This is a genomic window from Halomonas denitrificans (genome assembly GCF_003056305.1).
GTDB lineage: Bacteria > Pseudomonadota > Gammaproteobacteria > Pseudomonadales > Halomonadaceae > Halomonas > Halomonas denitrificans.
In genome coordinates this window covers 147,328-173,964 of record NZ_PYVX01000004.1, presented here as the reverse complement: position 1 = coordinate 173,964, position 26,637 = coordinate 147,328, and the positions used below count along the sequence as shown (strand labels likewise).

The window sequence follows — 26,637 nt, the reverse complement described above, 5'->3', positions numbered from 1 at the left end:
CACGACTGACGAGAGGCTTCAGTTGATCCGACGAGTGGCCGGCAGGCGCCGCGACGACAGGAACTGCATCTCATCATCGCCAGGCCGGCCGCTCCGCTTCATGGACAGGCCGCCGCTTCCAAAGGGAATGACCATGAAACTCGCCGCCGCCCCCGTGCAACTCAATCACGCCCGCCGACTCGTCGGCTCCGTTCTCGTGGGGGCGTCCCTGGCGCTTGCCCCGATCGCCGCGGCCGTCGCCCAGTCGCTCCCCCAGGGCCTGGCGTCGCCGGGTAGCAGCGACCTGCGCCAGGTCGTCCAGCAGGCGCTCTCGACCAACCCCGAAGTCATGGCGGCGTTCAACGGCTTCCAGGCCGCCGGCAATGACATCGGCGTCGCGCGGGGCAACTACCTGCCCAGCGTCGACCTGGCGGCGGGCGTCGGCCTGGAGGATCGCCAGCTCGATGAGCGGGGCAGCTACGACACCAGCTATGCCGAGCTGACCATCACCCAGATGCTCTGGGACGGGCTGGCCACGGCCAGCGAGGTCGAGCGCCTCGACCGGGCCGAGCTGGTGCGCTACTACGAGCTGCTGGGGGCGAGCGAGGAGGTGGCGCTGGAGGCGACGCGCGCCTACCTGGACGTGCAGCGCCGCCGCGAGCTGGTGCGCCTGGCCCAGGACAACTACCGTGAGCACCTGCGGGTCTATACCCAGATCGAGGAGCGGGCGATGTCGGGGGCGGGGCGCCGCGTCGATCTCGAGCAGATCAGCGGTCGCCTGGCGCTGGCCGAGTCCAACCTGCTGACCGAGGCCTCCAACCTGCACGACGTGACGGCACGCTTCCAGCGCATCGTTGGCGACCTGCCGGCCGAGTCCCTGGCGCCGGTGCCGGAGATGGACGAGCGCCTGCCGGCGGATGTTAGCCAGGCCCTCGACCTGGCCTTCCAGGGCAATCCCGAGTTCCATGCCGCCATCGAGAACATCGAGGCCACCCGCGCCGAGCAGCGCGGGACCCGCGCGGCCTTCCAGCCGCGCCTCGACTTGCGCGGCCGTACCGGTACCTACGAGAACAACGACGGCAGCTACGACACCATCGCCGATGGCGAGCATCGGGATCGCCACAGTATCGAGCTGGTAGCCAGCATGAACCTCTATCGCGGCGGCAGCGACCGGGCCTCCTTCCTGGCCGCCAGCGAGCGGGTCGAGCAGGCCGTGAACCTGCGCGAGAAGGCCTGCGTCGACGTGCGCCAGACCACCCAGATCGCCTACAACGATACCCAGCGCCTGCGCGAGCAGCTGCAGTACCTCAACGAGCATCGCCAGTCCATCGACCGCGTCCGCGGGGCCTATCAGCAGCAGTTCGATATCGGCCAGCGCACCCTGCTCGACGTGCTGGACAGCGAGAACGAGTACTTCGAGGCGAGCCGCGCCTACGCCAACGCCCGCTACGACGTGGCACTGGCCGATGCTCGCACCCTGGCCGCCATGGGCCAGCTGATGCAGGCGCTTCAGGTGCGTCGCGACGACATGCCGACGCTCGCCGAGCTGGGCAGCGACGGCGTCGAGATCGATCCCGAGGTGATCTGTCCCGCCCAGGGCCCCCGCGGCTTCACCCTGGCCGACTTCACCGGCGGTATCGAGGCGCCGCCCCGTGCGCCGGACGTGACCCTCTCCGCCGATGCCCTGTTCGAGATCAACAGCGCGGAGCTGAGCGGCGATGCCAGAGCCGAGCTCGATGCGCTGGCCACCGAGATTCGCGGCATGAACAACCTCGCCCGGGTCTTCATCGCCGGCCATGCCGATATCACCGGCAGTGACGCCATCAACGATCCGCTCTCCCAGGCGCGTGCCGACAGCGTGGCGCGCTACCTGGTCAGCCAGGGGGTCGAGCAGCGACTGATCGAGACTCGCGGCTTCGGCTCCCGCCAGCCGGTGGCCAGCAACGCCACCGTGGACGGGCGCCGCCAGAACCGTCGCGTCGAGGTGACCCTGGAGCGCGTCGGCGAGAACCTGGATCTCGGTGGCATCGCCATGACCAGCGGCGCGGTGCGCGGCTGACCGGACGACAGACGGGCAGGCGCGGCCTGCCGACATGCTTCGCCCCACCGTGATCGCGGTGGGGCGCTTTGACGGTTGAGGTGGCTGTGTCGCAGAAGGAAGAGCTGGATCCGGGCCCGGGGCCCTCTCGGTCGGCGGTGCATGACGAACTGCTCGAATGCCTGCAGACCATCGCCCAGGTGCATGATCGGGCGGCCACGGCCGAGTCGCTGATCGCCGGCTTGCCCCTCGAGCAGGGGCGGCTGACGCCCGGCGTCTTCGCGCGTGCCGCAGCCCGCGCCGGGCTCACCGCGCGGATCACCGAGAGCCGCCTGGTGCAGCTCAACCCCGCCCTGTTTCCCGCCGTGCTGCTGCTCGAGCCGGGACGCGCCTGTGTGCTGCTGGCCCTGGACCTGGAGGCGCGGCGGGCGCGGGTGATCTTTCCCGAGCTGGGCGATGCCGAGACCGAGGTGAGCCTCGATGGCCTGCAGGCGAGTTACAGCGGTCAGGCGATCTACGTGCGCCCGCGCTTTCGCTTCGACGCCCGCGGGCCCGAGGTCAACCCGCAGCGCTCGCACCACTGGTTCTGGGGCGTGATCCGCGAGAATCGCAAACTGTATCGCGACGTCATCGCGGGGTCGGTGGTGATCAACCTCTTCGCGGTGGCGATGCCGCTGTTCGTGCTCAACGTCTACGACCGGGTGGTGCCGAACCACGCCACCGAGACGCTCTGGGTGCTGGCGGCGGGCATCTTCCTCGTGCTCTGCTTCGACCTGGCCCTGCGCCTGATGCGCAACGCCTTCGTCGATCTCGCGGCGAGTCGCGCCGACGTCAAGCTGTCGTCGTCGATCATGGCTCGGGTACTGGGGCTGCGCATGGAGGCCCGGCCGGCCTCCACCGGCTCCTTCGCGGCCACCCTGCAGTCCTTCGAGTCGGTGCGGGCCTTCATCGGCTCGGCGACCGTGGTAGCACTGGTCGACCTGCCCTTCGTGCTGCTGTTCGTGGGCATCATTGCGCTGATCGGCCCGCCGCTGGTGCTCCCGCTGCTGGCCGGCATCGTCTTCGTGCTGCTCTATGCCCTGGCCGCCCAGGGCAAGCTCCACGAGCTCTCCGAGACCACCTGGCGGGTGGGGGCCCAGCGCAACGCCACCCTGGTCGAGTCCCTCTCCAGCCTGGAGACGGTCAAGACGCTGCGCGCCGAGAGCCGCCTGCAGGGCAGCTGGGAGAAGGCCACGGCCTTCCTGTCGCGCACCTCTGCTCAGCTGCGCCTGGTCAGCTCCTCGGTCTCCAGTGTGGCGCTCTGGGCCCAGCACAGCGTGGCGGTGTGCGTGATCCTGATCGGGGTCTACCAGATCATCGAGGGCAACCTGACCCAGGGCGGGCTGATCGCGGCCTACCTGCTGTCGTCCCGGGCCATGGCGCCGATCAGCCAGGCCGCGGCGCTGCTGGCGCAGTACCACCAGGCCTCCACGGCGCTGCAGTCCCTCGATGCGGTGATGGAACGCCCGGTGGAGCGCCCCGACGGCAAGGCCTTCATCGACCGCCCGGTGGTGCGCGGCGAGATCCGCTTCGACAAGGTCTCGCTGCGCTATCCCGAGGCGGAGCGCGACGCCCTGCGCGACGTCTCGCTGACCATCGAGCCGGGCGAGCGGGTGGCGCTGCTGGGGCGGGTGGGCTGCGGCAAGACCTCGCTCAACAAGCTGCTGCTGGGGCTCTATCAGCCCACGGCGGGGGCGGTGACGGTCGACGACGTGGACATTCGCCAGTTCGATCCCCTGCAGCTGCGTCGCCATATCGGCTACGTGCCCCAGGACGTCAGCCTGTTCTTCGGCTCGCTGCGCGACAACATCCTCGCCGGGGGCGGCAGCGATGGCGTGGATGACGAGGCGCTGCTGCGCGCCATCAAGTTGAGCGGCCTCGACGGCCTGGTCAACGGGCATCCCCAGGGCGTCGACCTGCCGGTGGGGGAGCGCGGCCAGATGCTCTCCGGCGGCCAGCGCCAGGCGGTGGCCATCGCCCGGGCACTGGTCCATGACCCGCGCATCCTGCTGCTCGACGAGCCGACCAGCGCCATGGACCATGCCAGCGAGGAGGCCTTCAAGGCCAACCTCAAGGCCTACGGCCAGGGCAAGACCCTGGTGATCGTCACCCACCGGACCTCGCTGCTGTCGCTGGTCGACCGCATCCTGGTCATCGATGCCGGCAAGGTGGTTGCCGACGGGCCGCGGGACAAGGTGGTGGAGGCCCTTCGCAAGGGCCAGATCGGGAGGGCGAGCTGATGGCGGACTCCCGCAAGAGCGCCGAGCAGCAGGGCTTCGAGGCCATCGGGCGCTTCTCCGAGACGGGCGGGCGGCCGTTCCGGCCCTTCATCGACCGGCTCTTCGCCCGCCGCGTCAGTGCGGCGCACCTCAATCGCGACTGGGCGAGCGACGCCGACTGGGCGCGGCTCCAGCAGGACCCGATCCGGGCCCGGGCCTTCCTCTACGTGGTGGTGCTCGCTGTGGCGGCGCTGCTGGTCTGGGCCTGGCTGGCGCCCATCGACGAGGTGACCCGCGGCACGGGCCGGGTGATCCCCTCCAGCCAGCTGCAGCGGGTGCAGTCCTTCGACGGCGGCGTGGTGCAGGAGATCCTGGTCCGCGAGGGCGAGCGCGTCGAGGCGGGCGAGCTGCTGATGCGCATCGACCCGACGCGCTTTCTCTCCAGCTTTCGCGAGAACCGCGCCACGGCGCAGTCGCTCCAGGCACGCGCGGAGCGGCTGCGGGCACTGGCCACCGGGTCGCCGTTCTCGCCGTCGGAGTCGCTCACCGAACAGGCCCCGGCGATCGTGGCCCAGGAGCGCGCGCTCTACGAAAGCGGACTCGAGAAGCTTGCCGAGGAGCAGAGCATTCTTCAGGAGCGGCTCGCCCAGCGCCGCGCCGAGCTCGAGGAGGCCCAGTCGCGGCGGGATACCGCGGCCCGGGAGCTGGGCATGGCCAGCCAGGAGCTCAACCTCACGCGCCCCCTGCTTCAGTCCGGTGCCGTCTCCGAGGTCGAGGTGCTGCGCCTGCGGCGCGAGGTGTCACGGGCCAGCGGCGAGCGCACCCAGGCGGCCGCCCAGGTGGAACGCCTGCAGTCGGCGATCGACGAGGCCCAGGCCCAGCTGCGGGAAGTGGAGCTGAACGCCCGCAACGAGTGGCGGACCGAACTCTCACGCACCCTCGGCGAGCTGGCCGCGCTCGATGAATCGAGCGCCGGGCTCGAGGACCGGGTGCGCCTCTCGGAGATCCGCTCGCCGGTCGACGGCGTGGTGCAGCGCCTGGGGATCAATACCCTCGGCGGGGTGGTGCAGCCCGGTCAGGAGGTGGTCGACATCGTGCCCACTGACGATGCCCTGCTGGTGGAGGCACGCATCGCGCCCCAGGACATCGCCTTCCTGCGGCCCGGCCAGCCGGCCACCATCAAGCTGACCGCCTACGACTTCGCCATCTACGGCGGCCTCGAGGCCGAGCTCGACCACATCAGCGCCGACACCATCACCGACGACGAGGGCAATACCTTCTATCTGGTGCGCGTGCGCACGCGCGAGGACGCCCAGCAGCACCGCGAGTTGGAGGTGATCCCGGGGATGACGGCCCAGGTGGACATCCTGACCGGCAAGCGCACCGTGATGCAGTTTTTGCTCAAGCCCGTGCTGCGGGCCTGGGAGAATTCCATGGGAGAACGATGATGACACAGCTCTTCGTCTCTGACGGCCGTGACGAGAGTCCTCGCTGGCGCGCCGCCTTCGGCGAGATTCGCCTCGCCAGTCGCCAGCAGGCTCGCGCCCAGGTCGGGGAGGGCGACAGCGTCTGGGTGATGAGCCATCTCGAGGCCTGGCCCACCCTGGTTACCCTGCTGAGTGGCCGGGGGGCCATCGTCCAGGTGCTGAGCTATACCCCCGATTCGCTGGAGGCCCTGCGAGCGCTCGATGCCGGCGCCCGCGGCTACGCCCATGCCCTCTCGCCCCCCGAGCTGCTGCGACAGATGGCGCTGGTGACGAGCCATCGGGGGATCTGGGTGCCCCCCGAGCTGCTGGCCCGGGTCATGGGCAGTGCGTACCGGGCCCTGGGGGGCGAGTCGCGACAGCAGGACGAGCTGCTCACGGAGTTGACCGAGCGCGAACGGATCGTGGCACTGGCCGTGGCCGAGGGGCAGAGCAACAAGGAGGTCGCGCGTCGGCTCGAGATTACCGAGCGCACGGTCAAGGCGCACCTCGGTGCCATCTTTCGCAAGCTCGGCGTACGCGATCGGCTGCAGCTGATCCTGAAGCTCGGGCATCGGGAAACCGCCTGAGTCCTCGTCGTAAGTCCCGGCCTCATGCCGATGGCCAGCAGACCTGGCCATGGCCATCGGTACAATAGTGTGGCCTTCGCGGCTGCACTAGTTTCTGAGTATCAGCCGTCCGACCTTGGGCGGCCTCGCACGAGCGTCGTACGCAGGGAGTCGGCTCATGACCATCGCTACCATCATCTCCATCACTGGCCAGGCCTGGGCGCGCGATGCCTCGGGCGAGCTCCGCGAACTGCGGGTGGGTGACACCCTGCAGGAGGGCGAGACCCTTGTCACCTCGGACAATGGCCGGGTGCTCCTCGACTTCGCTGACGGCCTCGATCCCGTCGTGATCGGCAACGGGCAGGAGGTCGCCATCTCGGCCGATCTCGACGCCGAGCAGCCGGTGGCCGCGGAGGAGGCGAGCGTCCAGGACGAGGACCTGGAGGCGCTGCTGGCGGCTCTCGAGGAGGGCGAGGGTGACCTGCTCGAGGGGCTCGATGCCACCGCGGCCGGCGCCGGCGGCGCCGGTGGGCCAGGCGGCGGACACGACTTCGTGCGCCTGGCGCGGATCAGCGAGAACGTCGATCCGCTCTCCTTCGAGTACGGCCTGAATACCCTCGAGGGGACGTCCGAGGTCGAGGGGCAGGCGCTCGATGAGGTCCAGGATTCCTTCCCGACCGTCGAGACCATCGATCTCGACGGCGATGGCGATATGGTCTGGGAGTCGGCGTTGACCGATGGCAGCGGTGGCGGCTCGCTGACGACGTCCGGGGCGCTGCAGATCGATACCGGCAGCGACCTGCTGGCCCTTATCGAGGTGCGGGACGCCGATGGCAACTGGGTCGAGATCCTGGCCGATGCCACCCAGGTGGCCGGTGTCTATGGCGTGCTGACGGTGAATACCGACGGCAGCTGGAGCTATACGCTCAGCGACAATTCCCTCGACCATGAGGGGACCGGTGCCGTCGGCACCGCCGACCAGCTGCAGGACCTCTTCGGGGTGCGCGTGACCGACGACGACGGCGATGTCTCGGCGCCCGCGACGCTCGCTATCGCCATCAATGATGACGGCCCGGAGGCTCAAGACGATATGGCCGGCCTCGTCGAGGACGGCGAGAGCAGCGTCGTCAGCGGCAACGTGCTGGTCAATGACATCGCCGGTGCCGATGCGCCGGCGAGCTTCGTGGGCTGGGGCGACAACGGGGCGGCTCTTACCGAGCTGGCCAAGTACGGCACCCTGACGCTGGACGCCAATGGCGATTACCGGTTCGAACTGGATAACAGCGATCCCGACGTCCAGGCGCTGAGTGCCAGCGACGCCGTCAGCGAGACGCTGACCTACACCATGCGCGACGCCGAGGGTGATACCAGCCAGGCCAGCCTGACCATCACCATCGGTGGGGCCGCGGACAGCGCCGGGGTCACGGTGGCGGCCCGCGGGATTCCCGGTGTCACTGAAGTTTACGAGGCAGGCCTTGAGCCGGATGGCTCCAACGCCGACGGTGATGGCGAGACGGCCGGCGGCAGCTTCAGCGTGTTCGCCACCGACGGCATCGCCAGCCTCACTCTGGGTGGACAGACCTTCACGCTGGACGAGCTCAAGCAGTTCAACGATCAGTCGTCGGATCCGATCGACACCGGCGAGGGTTCCCTGGTCATCACCGGCTACAGCAGTAATGACGGCGATGTGAACGCCACCATCACCTACGAGTACACCCTGAAGGAAGCGCAGGATCACAGCGGTGCGGATAGTGACGAGCGGGTCAGCGACAGCATTGAAGGGTCTCTGACGGGAGTCGGCGGCTCGAGTTCCAGCGGTACCCTGATCATCGATATCGTCGATGATGTTCCGCAGGCGGCTGATGATGCCGTGGGCGAGATCGCCGAAAACAGCAGCGTAAGTATCGACGTTTTCGGCAACGACACCGGCGGGGCCGATGGCGTCGACCTGGCTACAGGCGTGGTGATTGCCAGCGGACCGGGCAAGGGAAGCGTGGTCTACAACGGCGACGGCACTTTCACTTATACCGCCGCGGCTGGTGCCGAGGGCAATGACAGCTTCAGCTACACCATCACCGACGCCGACGGCGACACCGCGACCGCCACGGTGACACTGAGTGTCGCTGAGGACTCTACTCCTACTGTCAGCGTGGCCGATGCCAGCGTCGACGAGACCGGCGGTCTCGAGTCCGATACCCAGGCGTTCAGCACCACCTACGGCAACGACAGCGCCGGTACCCTGGCACTGAGTGCCAGCGGGGCGACCTGGAACGAGACCACCAACACCCTGACGGCCGATAACGGTGACTGGCAGATCGTGGTCAACGGCGACGGCACTTACACCGTGACCCAGCTGCAGGTGATGACGCACCCCGACGGCACGGATCCGAACGACCCGATCACGGTGAACGTGACCGCCAACATCACCGACAACGAAGGCGATCCGGCGACAGACACCTTCAGCGTGACCTTCCTGGATGACGGCCCGGTGGCCGCCAACGACAGCACCACCACCGCGGAAGACACCGCGGTGACCTACAACGTGCTGGCCAACGACGCCCAGGGCGTCGATGGCGCCACCGTCACCGGCATCGTCTCGACCAACGGGGCCGGCAGCGCCGTGGTGACGGGGACCGACAGCGTGACCTACACCCCGGCGGCCGGTGAGGCCGGCAGCATCGAGGTGGTCTACGAGATCACCGATGGCGACGGCGACACCTCGCAGGCGACGCTGACCATCGAGATCGGCGCCGACTCCACGCCGAGCGTGACCGTGGCCAATGCCAGCGTCGACGAGACCGGCGGTCTCGAGTCCGATACCCAGGCGTTCAGCACCACCTATGGCAACGACAGCGCCGGTACCCTGACGTTGAGCGCCGCCGGCGCGACTTGGAGCGAGACCACCAATACCCTGACGGCCGACAATGGCGACTGGCAGATCGTGGTCAACGGCGACGGCACTTACACCGTGACCCAGCTGCAGGTGATGACGCACCCCGACGGCACGGATCCGAACGACCCGATCACGGTGAACGTGACCGCCAACATCACCGACAACGAAGGCGATCCGGCGACAGACACCTTCAGCGTGACCTTCCTGGATGACGGCCCGGTGGCCGCCAACGACAGCACCACCACCGCGGAAGACACCGCGGTGACCTACAACGTGCTGGCCAACGACGCCCAGGGCGTCGATGGCGCCACCGTCACCGGCATCGTCTCGACCAACGGGGCCGGCAGCGCCGTGGTGACGGGGACCGACAGCGTGACCTACACCCCGGCGGCCGGTGAGGCCGGCAGCATCGAGGTGGTCTACGAGATCACCGATGGCGACGGCGACACCTCGCAGGCGACGCTGACCATCGAGATCGGCGCCGACTCCACGCCGAGCGTGACCGTGGCCAATGCCAGCGTCGACGAGACCGGCGGCCTGGACGCCGACACCCAGGCGTTCAGCACCACCTACGGCAACGACAGCGCCGGCACCCTGGCACTGAGTGCCAGCGGGGCGACCTGGAATGGGACCACCAACACCCTGACGGCCGACAATGGCGACTGGCAGATCGTGGTCAACGGCGACGGCACCTACACGGTGACCCAGCTGCAGGCGATGAGCCACCCGGACGGCAGCGATCCGAACGACCCGATCACGGTGAACGTGACCGCCAACATCACCGACAACGAAGGCGATCCGGCGCAGGACAGCTTCACCGTCACCTTCCTGGATGACGGGCCGACCTTCACCAACATCATGGATGCGATTATCGCCAATGAGAGCGGTACGACGGTAACGGGTTTCCATGATCTTGAATTCGGTACAGATGGATTAGGAGAGCTCTCTGTCAATGACCCAACCAATGACTCGTTGAATGGTTCGGTCACCTATATCACCAGCATCAATGCTGACGGTTCGGTAACCAAGCTTGCACAAGTAAGCGGCAGCGATTTCTTTACCCTAACGGTCAAGCCCGACGGTACCTATGACTTCACGTTACACGAGGCACGTCCATCAACTAGCCAGTCCGTGAATTTCGCAAGCGTAAATGGACAGCAGGCCGTAGAGGATCTTGTGATAGGAGATGTCACCTTCAGCGCCGTTGATACTAATGAAAATGGCAGTATCGGTAATGCGGAGACTCTCAAGCCAACAAGCGCTGGTTTCGGCGTGGGCAGTGGTAATGTTGATGCCGGTGAACAGTTCGCTATAAGTTTTACCAATGCGGTCTTGGTTGACAGCGTTAGTTTCGATATCAAACACCAAGGCTCCACAAATTTTGTGATGAGTTGGGTTACCGATACCGGAGAGAAAGGTTTTACTGCCCCTTTAAGTAATGATGGCTGGGTCAGCATTGACCCGTCACTGGACTTTACCAAGATCACGTTCACGATCGAGCAGGGAAGCGGAAAGATCGACGGTGTCGAGTACGATCAACTCCTCTTGCCCGATGACACTGTCTTTGAGTTCGACATTAAAGGTGCCGATGCTGATGGGGATTCATCCGCATCACAGACGTTGAGCGTTACTATTCTCGGTGGGGAGTCTTCTGATGCCAAAATTAACGGCACGATAGGTGACGATGTTGTCGCTGGCACTTCCAGCAGCGACACCTTTCTTGGTGGGCAAGGCGATGACGTGTTGGCTGGGGGCCTTGGTGCGGATACTTTCGTCTGGAACTTCGGTGATCAGGGTACAACTACTGATCCGGCCGAGGATAGTGTCACGGACTTCACCCTTGGCAGCTTTGGCGTAGATGATAATGCCGACAAGCTGGATATCTCGGACCTGCTGAGCAACATGGATGTCGGTTCGGATCTCTCAAGCTTTATCCAGGCCGAGGACAGCGGGACCAATACCGTTCTGCATATCAGCACCACAGGCGGTTTGACATCTGGTGGGAGTGGAATAAGCGGAGCCGATCAGACCATCGTGCTGGAGGGTGTCGCTGCCGGGGCTGATCCTGCCGATTTTATCGAGTCACTGATCCAAACCAATCAGCTCGACATCGAGTAACCGTCCACCTCCGACCCCAGCGCCCGGCATTGGCCGGGCGTTGGCCTTTTTTCTCACGCCGAGCCGTGTAGCCAACCGTGAATTTTTGCTCCAAGGAGTCCGTTCATGTACATCAAGCGCGACAATGATGAGCGCATCGAGCTGGTCAGCCGGGAGGAGACGCCGGAGTGTCGGGAGTATTTGGCGGCGGATTCTCCGGAGCTGCTGGCCTTCCTGATGGAGGGCCAGGTCGGCAGGAGCGCGGCGCGTTTCCAGGCCTCGGATCTGGCCTTCGTGCGGGTGCTGGAGGACGTGATCGAGCTGCTGATGGACAAGGGGGTGATCAGCTTCACCGACCTGCCGGAGCCCGCCCAGGAGAAGGTGATGGAGCGCCAGACCCTGCGGCGCCGGCTCAACGGCCTGCAGCTGGTGACCGGCAGCGATGATGAGGACGGCGTGATCTAGCGCGGCGTGTCATGTTCGGAGAGTTGTGAGCCGGCGTCCGTGAGGACGCCGGCTCTTTTTGATGCTCAGTCCACCGGCTTCTCGTGCTGGCGGATGCCGGGCCCGGTGGCGCCATCCAGGCCCAGCTCGAAGAGCACCCGGGCCTCGTCCCGGTGCTCGACGCCTTCGCCGATGGCCAGGATGCCCAGCGAGTGGCAGAGCGTGGCCATGCCGCGCAGGATGGTCTGCTGCTCTGCGACCCGGTCGATGCCCCGGACCAGGGTGCGGTCGAGCTTGAGGTAGGCGAGCCCCAGGTCCTGCAGGTCGGCGATCCGAGTGAAGGAGGCGCCCACGTGCTCCAGGCCGATCCGGCAGCCCAGCGGCTGCAGGGCGTGGCAGAGGCTGCGAAAGCTCGTCAGGTCGTGGATCGCCATGGCCTCGGGCAGCTCCAGCCACAAGAGCTCGGCGACGTCGGGGCGCGCCTTGAGTCGGGCCTGCAGCTCCATGACGAAGTGCACGTCCTGGATCGACGCCGCCGAGAGGTTGATGCCGAGCGGCTTGCCGCGCTGGGTGATGTCGCGAACGGCCTCGTCGATCACCGCCAGGTCGAGTTGGCTATCGAGCCCCAGGCGCGAGACCCACGGCATGAAGACCCCCGCGGGCTGCCAGTCGCCGGCCAGGCGCAGGCGCGAGGGGCACTCGAAGTGCAGCAGCTCGCCCGTGGCGTCCAGTACCGGGTAGTGGGCCAGGTAGACGCCCTTGGCCATGGCAACCTGCAGGGCGCGGCGCCACTCGTCGTGGCTGGTGAAGAGGCTGTGTCGCTGCGGACCCTCGGCGATCAGTAGACGCTCGTCGCTGCGTGCCTCGGCCGCCGACAGGGTGCCGTCGAGGCTGGCCAGCAGCATGCCGCGCTGATCGCCCTGGGCGTAGTCGATCAACGCACCGGGCAGGCCGATGGCGGTCCGACCGTGTTCACGCAGCGCCGCCAGTCGCCGACCGAGATCGTGGCGCAGCCGCGCCAGGTCGACCTTGCCGGGCAGCAGCATCATGAAGTCGCTGCCGTTGAGCCGGCCCACGATGCCGCCGCCGTGCGCCTGGCCGAACTGTTCCAGGCCGTGGCCCACCTCATGGAGGAGGGCGTCGGTCTCGGCGCGGCCCAGCCGCTCGTTGATCTCGGCCAGGTGGGCCAGGCGGATCAGGGCGAGGGCGCCGCTGGCTCGCGCATCCTGGCTGTCCAGGTGGATCTGCAGCTGCGAGAGCAGCGCCTCGCGATTCAGCACCCCGGTCACCGGGTCGTGCTGCAGCTGCTGTCGCAGCCGGTCGAGTTTCTGGCTTTCCTCGCTCAGCATGGCGTGCACCGCGCCGGAGAGGTGGTTCATGGCCTCCACCACGTCGCGTAGTTCACGGGTCCGCGGGGCGGGGATCGTGGTGAAGCGACGCTCGCCGATCCTCCGGGCCTGATCGACCACGGCGCCCAGCGGTTGCCGGATCTGGCGCACGACCCACCAGGCCAGCAGCAGGCTGATCGCCGCGGCGAGGCCGAACCAGCCCATCAGGCTCAGGGTGCTCGCCCACAGCGAGCGGTAGGCGAAGCTGTGCTGGCTCTCCAGCACCAGGGTGCCGAGCTGTCGCCAGCCGTCCTGGACCACGGCGCGTCCGGCGGGGACCTCGATCTCCACCAGGTCCACGAACCAGGCCGGCACGTCCTCAATGGCATCCGCGCCGAGGCGCCGCTCGAGGATCTCGCCCTCCGGGGAGCGCAGCTCGACCCGCCGGTAGTGACCGGTGTCGAACTGGGCCGAGATCAGCAGCTCCAGGGTGACCGGGTCCTTGGGCATCTGGCTCATCGTCAAGGCCAGGGCGCGGGCGTTGTCGGCGTTCTTGATCAGCACTTCCTGCTGGATGTAGGCCCGGCTGGCATTGACCCCGATGACCAGGCTGCCCCCGAAGGCGAGCAGCAGCAGTACCACGACGATCAGCCAGAGCTGCTTGATGAGTGACATGTCCTACTCCCCTTGAATGAATCCCTGCTGCTGCATGCGATCGATCACGCGTCGCCAGCGCGACAGCCGGACGACCGGGTCGGCGCGGGAGCGCGACGAGCCGGCGGCCCACAGGCCACGGCCGTTGAAGCTGAACAGCGGATCGAGGTCGGTGCGCCGGGAGCCACGGGTGATCGAGGGCACCAGGTTGTCCAGTACCAGCGGGTCCGCCGCGGCCGTCTCGTAGTAGCCCAGCACCATGTGCGCCTGGGTGAGGCTGCTGCGCCCGATGCGCGCGCGCACGTAGATCAGGCGCAGCTGGTCTTCCGGTACGCCGAGCTCCTTGAGGGTGACGTACTTGGCGATGGTGAAGTCCTCGCAGTCGCCCTCGCCGCGTCCCAGGGTCTCCAGCGGCGTGGCCCAGTAGTCTTCCTGGCGCCAGATGTCGATGTCGTCGAGCCAGCGCACCCGCCGGTTGAAGAAGTCGTTGACCTCGCGCAGCCGGGTCTCCAGGTCGGTCGGGCGCAGCCGCTCGAGCAGCGCGAACCACGCCTCGAGGGCCGCGACGCCCGGCGCGCCGTACTGCGCCTGCATGACCCGGCGCAGGCGCTGCGGTTCGAGGCCGGCCGCGACCGGTGACGGCCCGAGCCCCAGGCCCGCAAGCAGCCACAGGCCGCCGAGCCCCGCCAGAAAACGGCGACGCCCGGGCGAGTCGAGTGTCCGGTATGACGGGGGAAACATGGCGTCGGCCTGAATGAGCACTTGCTCAAGTCTAGGGGGAGCAGGCGGCTAATGCGAGCAGGGTGGCCGCCGTGAGGCGGGCGGCCTATCCCTTGCCGGGGCCGAGCCAGACCCGCAGGCGGCCGACCCAGTCGAGCCGGCGGGCGGCCTGGCGCAGGGCGGTTGCCGCGGCGTCGAGATCCTGCCCCGGCGGCAGGGCGTCGACGTAGAGCGAGACGTCGACCCGGTTGTCCAGGTAGTGGAGGTCCAGGTCGACCCGGGCATGCCAGATCGGCAGGTCGTGCCAGGCCTGGTCGAGCACCCCCTCGACGTCGGCACGCAGCGGCGGGGCGGGGCGCAGGCTGTGCTCGGTCTCCCCCGAATCGTCTTCGGGATCGATGTGGAAGGTCACGTCGTGCAGGTTGGGAAAGGTCTCGCGCAGTCGGCGGCTGGCCTCGTTGCCGATCTCGTGCGCCTCGGAGACCGTGACCCGCGGGGGCACCACGATGTGCAGGTCGAGCAGGATGTCGCTGCCGAGCTTGCGGGCGCGCAGGTCGTGCACGCTGCGCACCCCGGCGACCTCCTCGGCGGCGCGCTGCATGGCGTCGCGCTCCTCGGCCGGCAGGGCGGTGTCGATCAGCTCACGGCCGGACTCCCACAGCAGCCGTCCGCCGACCTGGCCGACCATGATGCCCACCACGATGGCGGCGAGGGCGTCCATCCAGCCCACGCCGACCTGGGCGGCCACCAGGCCGATCAGCACCACCACGGTGGAGAGCGCGTCGGAGCGGGAGTGCCAGGCGTTGGCCTCGAGCAGCCGTGAATTGACGCGGAGGGCCACCCGCATGGTGTAGCGGAAGATCCACTCCTTGGCGAGCAGGGCGATCACGGCGATGCCGATGGCCCAGAGGCCCGGGGCGGGGATGGGCTCGCCCTCGAGGAGGCGACCGATGCTCGCCCAGGCGATGCCGCCGGCGACGAAGATCAGCACGCTGCCAAGCCACAGCGTCGCCAGGGTCTCGATGCGGCCGTGGCCGTAGGGGTGGTTGCTGTCGGGTTCCTGGCGGCCGAAGTGGGTGGCGGCGACCACGAAGAGGTCGGTCAGGATGTCCGAGAAAGAGTGGATGCCGTCGGCCACCAGCGCCGCCGAGCCCACCATGAAGCCGGCGATCATCTTGGCCACGCCGACGGCGAAGTCGATGAGGGCACCGATCAGCGTGACGCGATGCGCCTCGCGGGTCTGGGCGGCGCGCGTCGCCGCATCGCCGCGGCCGTTCATCGGCGGTGCATGGGCGCTCGACGACTCCTCCTTCATGTCGTGCGCCTCACTGGCAGCGTCCCGCCTTGTTGAGCACCGGATTGGCGTACTGGGTCAGCCACCAGTGGCTCAGCTCCTCGGGGACCGTCTGCAGTCGCGCCTGGAAGCGGGCGCGGTCGGCGTCGCTGACCTCGCTCATATCCAGCAGCTCCGGCGCCTTGCCCAGCGCCTCGAGGGCCAGGTAGTGGCTGGGGAAGAGGCGGTAGCCGGCCAGCACCTGGCGGTCGATCTCGGCGGCCACCTCGTCGGGGCCCGCGAGGTCGGACGAGAGGGGTGTGCCGAAGGTGAGCTGTACGCGCCCCTTGTGGCCGGTGATGCCGGCGACGATGGAGCTGATGTCCTCGAACTCGCTCTTCTCGTAGTTGCCGCTGTCCTCGAGGGCTCGCAGCTCGCGGGCCTTCTGCAGGTCGCAGGGGTCGTACTCGTAGCTGATCGACACGGGCACCAGGCGCAGCTCGGCGACGGCGTCGCCGATGCCGGCCTGGCGATCCTCGCCGCGCCGCGCCATGGTCAGCATCTTGATGATCGCCGGATCGGTGCGGTCGATGCCGTCCTTGGCACGCCCCTCGCGCTGGGCCATCCAGATCGAGTGGTTGTCCTCGAGGATGGAGTGGCGGATATAGGCGGAGAGCTGCTGGTAGGCGGCCAGCATGGCGCGCTTGCCCCGGGCGCTGCGCGGTACGATGAAGCTCTTGTTGAGCCGCATCAGGTCGTTGACGTAGGGCTTCTTCAGCAGGTTGTCGCCGATGGCGATGCGCACGGTGTCTCGCCCGGCGAGATAGAGCGCATAGTTCACGAAGGCGGGATCCATCGAGATGTCACGATGGTTGCCGACGAAGAGATACCCGGTGCTCGGGTCCAGCTGTTCCAGCCCCTCCACCCGGAAGTCGTCCGTGGAGTTCCTGAGCATGCGCTGCATGTAGCTGGCGATGCGCATCTGGAAATCGTGCACGCTGGCCACGCCGCGGGTCTCGCGGCGAATCGCGAAGCTGGCCAGGGCGCGCGAGAGCCGCGGCATGACGCGGGCCAGGCGCGGCAGCCGGTAGCGGGTCAGGGCGTCCAGCAGTTCGCTGTCGTGGACGAGGCGCTCGAGCACCTCGGCCACCTCGGCGTCCTGGTAGGGGCGAATCTCGGCCCAGGGATCGGCTGCGGGGGTGTCTTGTGTCTCGGTCATGTGTTCCAGGCTGTGGTCGTGGGCGATCAGGCGCTCGGGGCGTCGCCGGCGCTGCCGGCCTCGCCACCCAGCCACTCGATCAGGCGCTCGATATTCTCGGCCAGCGCCTGTGTCATCAGGATGAAATCGGTCTCCAGCCGCACCACGGCGTCGTCGCCGTCGTCGGTCTGAGAGGCCTCGTCGATGAGGGCGTCATCGAAGCGCAGCGACTTGATCGCCAGGTCGTCATGCAGCACGAAGCTTAGCCGGCCCTCGATCGAGAGGGCCAGCTTGCTGGCCTGGCGGCCGCTCTCCAGCAGCTGCTGGATCTCGTCGCTGTCGAGGTCGACCTGGCGGGCGCGCAGCACGCCGTCGTCGCCCTTGGCCTTCAGCTCCACCTGGTCGCCGAGCACCAGGTCGGCGGGGCGCGAGCCGGGGTCGCCGAGCCAGGTGGTCATGGCGCGCATGGGTAGCGTCTGGCTGGCAAGCGGCGTCACCTTGAGGCTGCCCAGGGTCTCGCGCAGCAGGTCGAGGAGCTCCTCGGCGCGGGTGCGCGAGCTTGAGTTGATGGCGATCAGCGACCGGCGGCTGTCCCACCACAGGTCGACCTTCTGGCTGCGCACGAAGGCGCGGGGCAGCAGGTCCTCGTAGACCTGCTCCTTGATGGTGAGCTTCTCCTGGCGGCGCAGCTTGCGCCCCTCGCTGGCCTCGATCGCCTCGCTACGCTCCTCGACCTCCTCGCGGACCACCGAGGCGGGCAGGATGCGTTCCTGGCGCAGTGCGGTCATCAGCCGCTGGCCCTGCAGCTCATGAAGCAGCTGCGTCCCGGCGCGCCCGGCCGGCGCGCACCAGCCGAGGCGGCGGGCTTCGCTGCCGCCCAGCGGACGAAAGGCCTGCTCGCCGAGGGCGGTTTCCAGGCTGGTGGCGTCCAGCTCGGGGGCGTCATGCAGGCGGTAGAGATGCAAGTGCTTGAACCACATGGAGCATTTCCCGGGAGAAAAAGGGGGCATATTATGGCCAAAGGGCGCCGCGGGTGCCAGCGCACGGCGGCATCGCCTGCGCCTCAGTTTCAAACGGTGGTTTGAATGTCGGCGCCCCGGCTGGCTAGAATCGTTCCTTTGCCCGCCGTTCACGATCAAGCCCAGGAGCCTTCTGCATGGATTCTCGCCTCTCCCGTACCACCCTGCGCGTCAGGGGCTACCACCTGGATGGCTATGGCCACGTCAACAACGCCCGCTACCTGGAATTCCTGGAGGAGGGGCGCTGGGCCTATTTCGACGAGCATCCCCGCTTGGCGGCCTTCCTGGGGCGCGGCGACCTGGCCTTCGTCGCGGTCAACCTCAATATCGACTACCGGCGTGCCGCGGTGGCCGGCGACGACCTCGCGGTGCTGACCCGGCTCGCCGAGATCGGCTCGCGTCGGGCCCGCATCCATCAGGAGATTCGGCGCGTGGCCGACGACGCGCTGGTGGCCCGAGCCGACATCACCTTCGTGCTGCTCGAGGTGGCGAGCGGTCGGGCGGTGACGATCGACGGCGAGATCCGCGAGGCAATGGCGGCGCTGGTGCTCGCCTAGCTCCCTTATCAGTATCCGGGATGGTATGATGTAAGGCTGTTATTGCGCGCCATGTCACGGCCACGTGACGCGCCAACCTGTTGCAGTGCAAAGGATTCGACGACCCATGGGTGACATCGCCAGAGAGATTCTGCCAGTCAATATCGAGGACGAACTCAAGCAGTCGTACCTCGATTACGCGATGAGCGTGATCATCGGCCGTGCGCTGCCCGACGTGCGCGATGGTTTGAAGCCGGTGCATCGGCGCGTGCTGTTCGCCATGCACGAGCTCGGCAACGACTGGAACAAGCCGTACAAGAAGTCCGCCCGCGTGGTGGGCGATGTCATCGGTAAGTACCACCCCCACGGGGACAGTGCCGTCTACGACACCATCGTGCGCATGGCCCAGGACTTCTCGATGCGCCACGTGCTGGTCGATGGCCAGGGCAACTTCGGCTCCATCGACGGCGACAGCGCGGCCGCCATGCGTTACACCGAGGTGCGCATGGCCAGGCTCTCCCACGAGCTGCTGGCCGACCTCGAGAAGGACACCGTCGACTGGGTCGACAACTACGACGGCACCGAGCGCATCCCCGACGTGCTGCCGACCAAGGTGCCCAACCTGCTGATCAACGGCTCCTCGGGCATCGCCGTTGGCATGGCGACCAACATCCCGCCCCACAACATGGGCGAGATCATCAACGCCTGCCTGGCGCTGATCGACGACTACACCCTCACCGTCGACGACCTGATCGAGCATGTTCCCGGCCCGGACTTCCCCACCGGCGGCATCATCAACGGCCGCGCCGGCATCCTCGAGGCCTATCGCTCCGGCCGCGGGCGCATCTACGTGCGCGCCTGTCACACCATCGAGCACGACGACAAGACCGGTCGCGACCACATCATCGTCAGCGAGCTGCCCTATCAGGTGAACAAGGCGCGGCTGATCGAGAAGATCGCCGAGCTGGTGAAAGAGAAGCGGATCGAGGGTATCGCCGAGCTGCGCGACGAGTCCGACAAGGACGGCCTGCGGGTGGTGATCGAGGTCAAGCGCGGCGAGTCCGGCGAGGTGGTGGTCAACAACCTCTTCGCCCAGACCCAGCTGCAGACCGTCTTCGGCATCAACATGGTCGCCATCGAGGATGGCCAGCCGAAGATCATGAACCTCAAGGAGATCCTCGAGGCCTTCATTCGCCACCGCCGCGAGGTGGTCACCCGTCGCACCCTCTTCGAGCTGAAGAAGGCTCGCGAGCGCGGCCACATCCTCGAGGGCCTGGCGGTCGCCATCTCCAACATCGACGAGGTGATCGAGCTGATCAAGGCCTCGCCGAGCGCCGCCGAGGCCAAGGAGAAGCTGCTGGCGAAGTCCTGGCAGCCGGGGCAGGTCACCGCCATGCTCGAGCGCGCCGGTGCCACCTCCTGCCGGCCCGAGGACCTGGAGGAGGGCTTCGGCCTCAGCCAGACCGGCACCGACTACCGCCTGTCGCCGGCCCAGGCCCAGGCGATCCTCGAGCTGCGCCTGCACCGCCTGACCGGGCTCGAGACCGAGAAGCTCCTCGACGAGTACCTCTCGATCCTCGAGAAGATCGCCGAGCTCACCGCCATCCTGGCTTCCGCCGACCGCCTGCTCGAGGTGATCCGCGAGGAGCTCGTCGCGGTGCGCGACCAGTTCGGCGACCCGCGCAAGACCGAGATCCAGGCCAGCCACCTCGACCTGCGCCTCGAGGACCTGATCGCCGAGGAGGACATGGTGGTCACCGTGTCCCGCACCGGCTATGCCAAGACCCAGCCGCTCTCCGACTACCAGGCCCAGCGCCGCGGCGGTCGCGGCAAGTCGGCCACCGCCATGAAGGACGAGGACGTCATCGAGCATCTGCTGGTGGCCTCCACCCACGACACCGTGCTGCTGTTCTCCAACCGCGGCAAGGTCTACTGGCTGAAGGTCTACGAGATGCCGGTGGCCAGCCGCGGCTCCCGCGGCAAGCCGCTGGTCAACCTGCTGCCGCTGGACGAGGGCGAGGCGATCAACGCCATCCTGCCGGTGCGCGACTACGACCCGCAGAGCTACATCTTCTTCGCCACCGCCAAGGGCACGGTCAAGCGCACCAGCCTCGAGCAGTTCTCGCGGCCGCGCAGCGTGGGCCTGATCGCCATCGACCTCGACGAGGACGACCGCCTGGTCGGCGCCGCCATCACCTCGGGCGCCGATCACGTGATGCTGCTCTCCTCCAACGGCAAGGCGATTCGCTTCGAGGAGGCCAACGTGCGCGCCATGGGCCGCACCGCCCGCGGCGTACGCGGCATGCGCCTGCTGGACGACGCCGAGGTGATCAGTCTGATCATCCCGCAGAGCCAGCAGATAGACGCCGAGGCGGACGTCGAGGCCGAGGGCGAGGAGGGCGCCACCGTGGAGGCCGGCAACGGCGGCCAGATCTACATCCTCACCGCCAGCGAGAACGGCTATGGCAAGCGCACCCGCCTTGAGGAGTTCCCGCTGCGCGGCCGCGGCGGCCAGGGCGTGATCGCCATGCAGACCAGCGAGCGCAACGGCGCCCTGGTGGCGGCCATGCAGGTCTACTCCGCGGACGAGATGATGCTGATCACCGATCGCGGCACCCTCGTGCGGACCCGCGTCGAGGAGGTCTCCACCACCTCGCGTAACACCCAGGGCGTGATGCTGATCCGCCTCGGCAACGACGAGAAGCTGGTCAAGACCGTGCGCGTCGACGAGCCCGAGGAGGCGGCGGAGCCGGAAGCCGAGGAAGGCACCGCGTCCGCTGGCGAGGACGCGCCCGCAAGCGACGAGAACGAGAAAGAGACCGGCGGCGAGGCCGGCGAGGAATAAGGACACCCAACGCTGATGACACGTCACTACAACTTCTGCGCCGGCCCGGCGGCCCTGCCGGCCGCGGTGCTGGAGCGCGCCCGCGACGAGATGCTGGACTACCAGGGGCGCGGCCTCTCGGTAATGGAGATGAGCCACCGCTCCCCGGAGTACGTGGCCATCGCCGAGCGGGCCGAGGCCGACCTGCGCGAGCTGCTGGCCATCCCGGAGAACTACCGGGTGCTCTTCACCCAGGGCGGCGCCAGCCTGCAGTTCTCCGCGGTGCCCTACAACCTGCTGGGGCAGGGCGGTCGCCCCAACTTCCTGCACACCGGGATCTGGGGCAAGAAGGCGATCGCCGAGGCGCGCCACCTGGTCGGCGACGTCCACATCGCCGCCAGCAGCGAGGGCAACGGCCACAGCGCGGTGCCGCGCCAGGAGGAGATCGTGCTCTCCGACGACGCGGCCTACCTGCACTACACCGCCAACGAGACCATCGGCGGGCTCGAATTCGACTACATCCCCGAGGCGCGTCGCCCCGACGGCACCGAGGTGCCGCTGGTCTGTGACATGTCCTCGAGCATCCTCTCGGGGCCCCTCGACGTCTCCCGGTTCGGCGTGATCTACGCCGGCGCCCAGAAGAACATCGGCCCGGCGGGACTCGTCGTGGTGATCGTGCGCGACGACCTGCTCGACCGTGCCCGCCCCGACATGCCCTCGCTGCTCGGCTACCGGGCGCTCGCGGAGGCCGGCTCCATGGTCAACACCCCGGCGACCTACAGCTGGTACCTGGCCGGACTGGTCTTCGACTGGCTGAAGAACGACATCGGCGGACTGGCCGCCATGGACGCCCTCAATGCGCGCAAGGCCGCCAAGCTCTATGCGGCGATCGACGAGAGCGCGCTCTTCGCCAACCCGATCACGCTCGGCAATCGCTCGCGGATGAACGTGCCCTTCGTGCTAGCCGACGCGAGCCTCGACGCGGCCTTCCTGGCCGAGGCCGAGGCGGCAGGGCTCCTGAATCTCAAGGGGCATCGCAGCGTCGGCGGCATGCGGGCGAGCCTCTACAACGCCGTGCCCGAGGCCGCCGTCGACGCGCTGATTGCCTTCATGGCCGATTTCGAGAAACGCAGGGGATAACTCCATGACCGAGCCTTCCGTCAGCCTCGAGGCGCTCCGCCAGCGCATCGACGCCCTCGACAACGATATCCTGCGCCTGATCAGCGAGCGCGCCGCCTGTGCCCAGGAGGTCGCCGCGATCAAGGCCGAGCACGAGCCCGGCGGCGTCTTCTACCGCCCCGAGCGCGAGGCCCAGGTGCTGCGTCGCGTCATGGAGCTCAACCGCGGCCCGCTGGACAGCGAGGAGATGGCGCGGCTGTTCCGCGAGATCATGTCGGCCTGCCTCGCCCTCGAGCGGCCGGTCAAGGTCGCCTATCTGGGGCCGGAGGGCACCTTCACCCAGCAGGCCTCGCTCAAGCACTTCGGCGAGAGCGCCATCAGCCTGCCGATGGCCGCCATCGACGAGGTGTTCCGCGAGGTGGAGGCCGGCGCCGTCAACTACGGCGTGGTGCCGGTGGAGAACTCCACCGAGGGCGTGATCAACCACACCCTCGACTCCTTCATGGACTCCAGCCTGCGCATCTGCGGCGAGGTGGTGCTGCGCATCCACCATCATTTGCTGGTGGGCGAGACCACCCGCCGGGACAAGGTGTCGCGGATCTACTCCCATCCGCAGTCGTTCGCCCAGTGCCGCAAGTGGCTCGACGCCCACTTCCCCCACGCCGAGCGGGTGCCGGTCTCCTCCAACGCCGAGGCAGCGCGCCTGGTCAAGACCGAGTGGCACAGCGCGGCCATCGCCGGCGACATGGCGGCCAAGCTCTACGGCCTCTCCAAGCTGGCCGAGAAGATCGAGGATCGCCCGGACAACTCGACGCGTTTCCTGATCATCGGCAACCAGGACGTGCCGATCTCCGGCGAGGACAAGACCTCGCTGGTGGTCGCGATGCGCAACCAGCCCGGCGCGCTGCACGATCTGCTCGAGCCCTTCCACCGCCACCATATCGACATGACGCGTCTCGAGACGCGGCCGTCGCGAAGCGGCGTGTGGAACTACGTCTTCTTCATCGACTTCAAGGGGCACCGCGAGGAGCCCCAGGTCGCGGCCATGCTCGAAGAGGTCAAGCTGCGGGCCGCCGAAGTGAAGGTGCTGGGCTCCTACCCGGCCGGCGTACTCTAGGCATGGCGGAGGAGGTGCGCGAAGCGCGGATCCTGATCGTCGGGCTTGGCCTGATCGGCGGCTCGCTGGCCGCCGCCCTCCGTGCCGCCGGTTACGGGGCGGCTAAAGAGGGCGCCGCCGGCTTCGGGGTGGCGAAAGAGGGGGCTGACGGCCAGGGCGAACTCCTGGCCTGCGACCCCGACGCCGGCGAGATCGCCCGCGGCGTCGAGATGGGGCTGATCGATCGCGGCGAGACCCGCCTCGAGGCGCTCATCGACGGGGTGTCGCTGGTGGTGCTGGCGGTGCCCGTGATGGCCATGGGCGGCGTGATGCGCGAGCTCGCCGGCTGCCTGGGGCGGGCCGCCCCGGATGTCGTGGTCACCGACGTGGGCAGCGCCAAGGCGGCGATCCGCCGCTCGGCCATCGACGCCTTCGGCCGGATGCCGACCAACCTGGTGCTGGGCCATCCCATCGCCGGCTCCGAGAAGAGCGGCGTGGCCGCCGCCGATCCCGAGCTCTACGCGCGCCACAAGGTGATCCTGACCCCCGATCCCGATACCGACCCGCTCGCCACGGCGCGGGTGCGGCGGCTCTGGGCGTGCTGCCGGGCCGAGGTGCTGGAGATGGCGGTGGAGCGCCACGACCAGGTGCTCGCCCGCACCAGTCACCTGCCGCACCTGCTGGCCTTTTCGCTGGTCGACACCCTGGCCCGCCAGGACGAGCGGCTGGAGATCTTTCGCTATGCCGCCGGCGGCTTTCGCGACTTCACCCGCATCGCCGGCAGCGACCCGGTGATGTGGCGGGACATCTTCATCGCCAACCGCGACGCGGTGCTCGCCTCCCTGGACGACTTCGAGGCGGGCGTGCGTCGCCTGCGCGACGCCGTGGAGCACGGCGACGGCGACGCCATGCTGGCGACCTTCGATCGCGCCAGCCACGCCCGGCACTATTTCGAATCCCTGCTCAACCAGACCAGTTATCAGGCGGAGTATCAGATGCAACAACACGGCAAGCTGCGCTTCCGGGCGAGCCCCGGCGGCACGGTCGCCGGGCGGATCCGCGTGCCCGGCGACAAGTCGATCTCCCATCGCGCCATCATGCTCGGGGCGCTGGCCGAGGGGGTTACCGAGGTCAAGGGCTTCCTCGAGGGCGAGGACAGCCTGGCCACGCTGCAGGCCTTCCGCGAGATGGGGGTGGCCATCGAGGGGCCCCACCAGGGGCGCGTCACCGTGCACGGCGTCGGCATGCACGGCCTCAAGGCGCCGGCCGGCCCGCTCTACGTCGGCAACGCCGGCACCGCCATGCGCCTGTTCGCGGGGCTGCTCGCCGGACAGGCCTTCGATAGCGAGTTGACCGGCGACGCCTCGCTGACCAAGCGTCCCATGGGGCGGGTCGCCGATCCGCTGCGCCTGATGGGGGCGAAGATCGACACCGCCGAGGGCGGCCGTCCGCCGCTGCACATCCATGGCGGCGCGCCGCTCACCGGCATCACCTATGACATGCCCATGGCCAGCGCCCAGGTGAAGTCCTGCCTGCTGCTTGCTGGCCTCTATGCCGAGGGCGAGACCCGGGTGCGCGAGCCGGCCCCGACCCGCGACCACACCGAGCGGATGCTGGCCGGCTTCGGCTACGCGGTGCACCGCGAGGGCGACACCTGCTGGCTCCAGGGCGGCGGCAAGCTTGTCGCGGCGCCCATCGACGTGCCCTCGGACATCTCCTCGGCGACCTTCTTCCTGGTCGCGGCGGCGATCACGCCGGGCGCGGACCTGGTGCTCGAGCACGTCGGCATCAACCCGACCCGCGTCGGGGTGATCAATATCCTGCGGCTGATGGGCGCCGACCTGCGTCTCGAGAACGAACACGAGGTGGGCGGTGAGCCGGTCGCCGACCTGCACATTCGCTACGCGCCGCTCAAGGGCATCGACATTCCTCTGGACCAGGTGCCGCTCGCCATCGACGAGTTCCCGGCGCTGTTCATCGCCGCCGCCAACGCCACGGGCACGACCCGCCTGCGTGGCGCCGAGGAGCTGCGCGTCAAGGAGTCCGATCGCTTGAAGGCCATGGCCGACGGCCTGGCCACCATCGGCGTCGAGCACACCCTGCTCGAGGACGGCATCGACATCGTCGGTGGCGGCCGGGAGGAGGGCGCCAACTACGGCGGCGGACGTATCGACAGCCTCGGCGATCACCGCATCGCCATGTCGTTTGCCATCGCGGCGCTGCGCGCCGGCGCGCCGATCGAGATCGACGACTGCGCCAACGTCGCGACCTCCTTCCCCGGCTTCATCGACCTGGCGCGGCGCGTCGGGCTGGCCCTCGAGGAGCAGGAGGCGTCATGAGCAGCGCACCGGTACTCACCATCGACGGCCCCGGCGGGGCCGGCAAGGGCACCATCAGCCGCCTGGTCGCCGAGCGCCTGGGCTGGCACCTGCTGGACAGCGGCGCACTCTACCGGCTGACCGCGCTGGCCGCGGCCAAGCACGAGGTGCCGCTGGACGACGAGGATCGACTCGCCGAGGTCGCGCGCAACCTCGACGTGGTCTTCGTCGCCGAGCCCGAGTCGACCCGCGTGCTGCTGGAGGGCGAGGAGGCCACCACGACCATCCGCACCGAGCAGGTGGGCGATGCGGCCTCCCGGGTCGCGGCCCTGCCGGCGGTGCGCCAGGCCCTGCTGCAGCGCCAGCACGACTTCCGCAAGCCCCCGGGGCTGGTCGCCGACGGGCGCGACATGGGCACGGTGGTGTTCACCGAGGCGCCCCTCAAGATCTTCCTCACGGCGAGCGCCGAGGAGCGGGCTCACCGCCGCCAGCGTCAGTTGCAGGAGGCGGGGGTCGATGCTAGTCTATCGAGTCTTCTAAAGGAGATTCAGGCGCGCGATGCACGCGACATGCAACGCAGCGTGGCCCCCCTCAAGCCGGCCGATGATGCCATCACGCTTGACACCACGCGCCTGACGATACCGGAAGTGGTGGATCGGCTGACGGAACTGCTGACCGAGCGTGGTCTGGCATCCGCCACCTGAAACTCCCTTGCGGCGTCCCCGGGAGGATGTGATGACGTGGTCCGGCACTCCCATGTGCCGTAAGCCGGGCCAGGTCGAACCAGCGCCAACATCCCCGGGGGTTTGGT

17 protein-coding genes are annotated in these 26,637 nt (G+C 68.2%); 12 read left to right on the top strand and 5 right to left on the bottom strand.

Annotated elements, in window-relative coordinates:
- Positions 1-133: 133 nt before the first annotated feature.
- The 6 genes from C9F13_RS12445 to C9F13_RS12420 all read left to right on the top strand — a co-directional run bounded on the left by C9F13_RS12445 (position 134) and on the right by C9F13_RS12420 (position 11,762).
- Complete coding sequence (locus C9F13_RS12445; protein ID WP_108446590.1) at positions 134-2,038, top strand: TolC family outer membrane protein; 1,905 nt, start codon at positions 134-136, stop codon at positions 2,036-2,038.
- Positions 2,039-2,124: 86 nt separating this feature from the next.
- On the top strand, positions 2,125-4,296 hold the full coding sequence (locus C9F13_RS12440; protein WP_108446589.1) for a type I secretion system permease/ATPase: 2,172 nt from the start codon (positions 2,125-2,127) through the stop codon (positions 4,294-4,296).
- A complete protein-coding gene (locus tag C9F13_RS12435) occupies positions 4,296-5,723 on the top strand; it encodes an HlyD family type I secretion periplasmic adaptor subunit (RefSeq protein ID WP_108446588.1) in 1,428 nt (475 codons plus the stop codon). The genes C9F13_RS12440 and C9F13_RS12435 overlap by 1 nt, the downstream gene beginning before the upstream one ends.
- Positions 5,723-6,328 carry a response regulator transcription factor gene (locus tag C9F13_RS12430; protein WP_245888777.1) on the top strand — a complete coding sequence of 202 codons (606 nt, stop codon included), beginning with the start codon at positions 5,723-5,725 and terminating at the stop codon, positions 6,326-6,328. Before C9F13_RS12435 ends, C9F13_RS12430 begins: the two co-directional genes overlap by 1 nt.
- Before the next feature lie 157 nt (positions 6,329-6,485).
- Complete coding sequence (locus C9F13_RS12425; protein ID WP_108446586.1) at positions 6,486-11,318, top strand: retention module-containing protein; 4,833 nt, start codon at positions 6,486-6,488, stop codon at positions 11,316-11,318.
- 105 nt (positions 11,319-11,423) lie between these two features.
- Positions 11,424-11,762: a tryptophan synthase subunit beta like protein gene (locus tag C9F13_RS12420; protein ID WP_108446585.1), complete on the top strand. Its 339-nt coding sequence runs from the start codon at positions 11,424-11,426 to the stop codon at positions 11,760-11,762.
- A 65-nt stretch (positions 11,763-11,827) separates the two neighbouring features.
- Here C9F13_RS12420 and C9F13_RS12415 read toward each other — a convergent pair whose 3' ends face one another.
- From C9F13_RS12415 to C9F13_RS12395, 5 genes are all read right to left on the bottom strand, one after another.
- The gene (locus tag C9F13_RS12415; RefSeq protein WP_108446584.1) at positions 11,828-13,744 is read right to left on the bottom strand and encodes an EAL domain-containing protein; all 1,917 of its coding nucleotides are present in this window, start codon (positions 13,742-13,744) and stop codon (positions 11,828-11,830) included.
- 3 nt (positions 13,745-13,747) lie between these two features.
- Complete coding sequence (locus tag C9F13_RS12410; RefSeq protein WP_108446755.1) at positions 13,748-14,464, bottom strand: transglutaminase-like cysteine peptidase; 717 nt, start codon at positions 14,462-14,464, stop codon at positions 13,748-13,750.
- Positions 14,465-14,549: 85 nt separating this feature from the next.
- Positions 14,550-15,722 carry a cation diffusion facilitator family transporter gene (locus C9F13_RS12405; RefSeq protein WP_108446583.1) on the bottom strand — a complete coding sequence of 391 codons (1,173 nt, stop codon included), beginning with the start codon at positions 15,720-15,722 and terminating at the stop codon, positions 14,550-14,552.
- Between the two features lie 46 nt (positions 15,723-15,768).
- Positions 15,769-16,935 carry a 1-acyl-sn-glycerol-3-phosphate acyltransferase gene (locus tag C9F13_RS12400; protein WP_108446754.1) on the bottom strand — a complete coding sequence of 389 codons (1,167 nt, stop codon included), beginning with the start codon at positions 16,933-16,935 and terminating at the stop codon, positions 15,769-15,771.
- Positions 16,936-16,961: 26 nt separating this feature from the next.
- Positions 16,962-17,894, bottom strand: coding sequence for a recombination-associated protein RdgC (locus C9F13_RS12395; RefSeq protein ID WP_108446582.1), 933 nt, complete (start codon positions 17,892-17,894; stop codon positions 16,962-16,964).
- Between the two features lie 176 nt (positions 17,895-18,070).
- Here C9F13_RS12395 and C9F13_RS12390 point away from each other — a divergent pair, with 176 nt between their 5' ends.
- From C9F13_RS12390 to cmk, 6 genes are all read left to right on the top strand, one after another.
- Positions 18,071-18,490 (top strand): acyl-CoA thioesterase, encoded by a 420-nt coding sequence (locus C9F13_RS12390; RefSeq protein WP_108446581.1) that lies wholly within the window; start codon positions 18,071-18,073, stop codon positions 18,488-18,490.
- A 106-nt stretch (positions 18,491-18,596) separates the two neighbouring features.
- A complete protein-coding gene (gyrA, locus tag C9F13_RS12385) occupies positions 18,597-21,314 on the top strand; it encodes a DNA gyrase subunit A (protein WP_108446580.1) in 2,718 nt (905 codons plus the stop codon).
- A 15-nt stretch (positions 21,315-21,329) separates the two neighbouring features.
- Positions 21,330-22,433: a 3-phosphoserine/phosphohydroxythreonine transaminase gene (gene serC, locus C9F13_RS12380; protein WP_108446579.1), complete on the top strand. Its 1,104-nt coding sequence runs from the start codon at positions 21,330-21,332 to the stop codon at positions 22,431-22,433.
- Positions 22,434-22,437: 4 nt separating this feature from the next.
- On the top strand, positions 22,438-23,529 hold the full coding sequence (pheA, locus tag C9F13_RS12375) for a prephenate dehydratase (protein WP_108446578.1): 1,092 nt from the start codon (positions 22,438-22,440) through the stop codon (positions 23,527-23,529).
- Positions 23,530-23,531: 2 nt separating this feature from the next.
- A complete protein-coding gene (locus tag C9F13_RS12370) occupies positions 23,532-25,847 on the top strand; it encodes a bifunctional prephenate dehydrogenase/3-phosphoshikimate 1-carboxyvinyltransferase (RefSeq protein WP_108446577.1) in 2,316 nt (771 codons plus the stop codon).
- The gene (gene cmk, locus C9F13_RS12365) at positions 25,844-26,530 is read left to right on the top strand and encodes a (d)CMP kinase (protein ID WP_108446576.1); all 687 of its coding nucleotides are present in this window, start codon (positions 25,844-25,846) and stop codon (positions 26,528-26,530) included. The genes C9F13_RS12370 and cmk overlap by 4 nt, the downstream gene beginning before the upstream one ends.
- Positions 26,531-26,637 lie beyond the last annotated feature (107 nt).

Excerpts from the sequence above, each read along its gene's own strand:
- C9F13_RS12445 (WP_108446590.1), top strand. The coding sequence starts at position 134 with ATGAAACTCGCCGCCGCCCCCGTGCAACTCAATCACGCCCGCCGACTC.
- C9F13_RS12435 (WP_108446588.1), top strand. The coding sequence starts at position 4,296 with ATGGCGGACTCCCGCAAGAGCGCCGAGCAGCAGGGCTTCGAGGCCATC.
- C9F13_RS12430 (WP_245888777.1), top strand. The coding sequence starts at position 5,723 with ATGACACAGCTCTTCGTCTCTGACGGCCGTGACGAGAGTCCTCGCTGG.
- C9F13_RS12425 (WP_108446586.1), top strand. The coding sequence starts at position 6,486 with ATGACCATCGCTACCATCATCTCCATCACTGGCCAGGCCTGGGCGCGC.
- C9F13_RS12420 (WP_108446585.1), top strand. The coding sequence starts at position 11,424 with ATGTACATCAAGCGCGACAATGATGAGCGCATCGAGCTGGTCAGCCGG.
- C9F13_RS12415 (WP_108446584.1), bottom strand. The coding sequence starts at position 13,744 with ATGTCACTCATCAAGCAGCTCTGGCTGATCGTCGTGGTACTGCTGCTG.
- C9F13_RS12410 (WP_108446755.1), bottom strand. The coding sequence starts at position 14,464 with ATGTTTCCCCCGTCATACCGGACACTCGACTCGCCCGGGCGTCGCCGT.
- C9F13_RS12405 (WP_108446583.1), bottom strand. The coding sequence starts at position 15,722 with ATGAACGGCCGCGGCGATGCGGCGACGCGCGCCGCCCAGACCCGCGAG.
- C9F13_RS12400 (WP_108446754.1), bottom strand. The coding sequence starts at position 16,935 with ATGACCGAGACACAAGACACCCCCGCAGCCGATCCCTGGGCCGAGATT.
- C9F13_RS12395 (WP_108446582.1), bottom strand. The coding sequence starts at position 17,894 with ATGTGGTTCAAGCACTTGCATCTCTACCGCCTGCATGACGCCCCCGAG.
- C9F13_RS12390 (WP_108446581.1), top strand. The coding sequence starts at position 18,071 with ATGGATTCTCGCCTCTCCCGTACCACCCTGCGCGTCAGGGGCTACCAC.
- gyrA (WP_108446580.1), top strand. The coding sequence starts at position 18,597 with ATGGGTGACATCGCCAGAGAGATTCTGCCAGTCAATATCGAGGACGAA.
- serC (WP_108446579.1), top strand. The coding sequence starts at position 21,330 with ATGACACGTCACTACAACTTCTGCGCCGGCCCGGCGGCCCTGCCGGCC.
- pheA (WP_108446578.1), top strand. The coding sequence starts at position 22,438 with ATGACCGAGCCTTCCGTCAGCCTCGAGGCGCTCCGCCAGCGCATCGAC.
- C9F13_RS12370 (WP_108446577.1), top strand. The coding sequence starts at position 23,532 with ATGGCGGAGGAGGTGCGCGAAGCGCGGATCCTGATCGTCGGGCTTGGC.
- cmk (WP_108446576.1), top strand. The coding sequence starts at position 25,844 with ATGAGCAGCGCACCGGTACTCACCATCGACGGCCCCGGCGGGGCCGGC.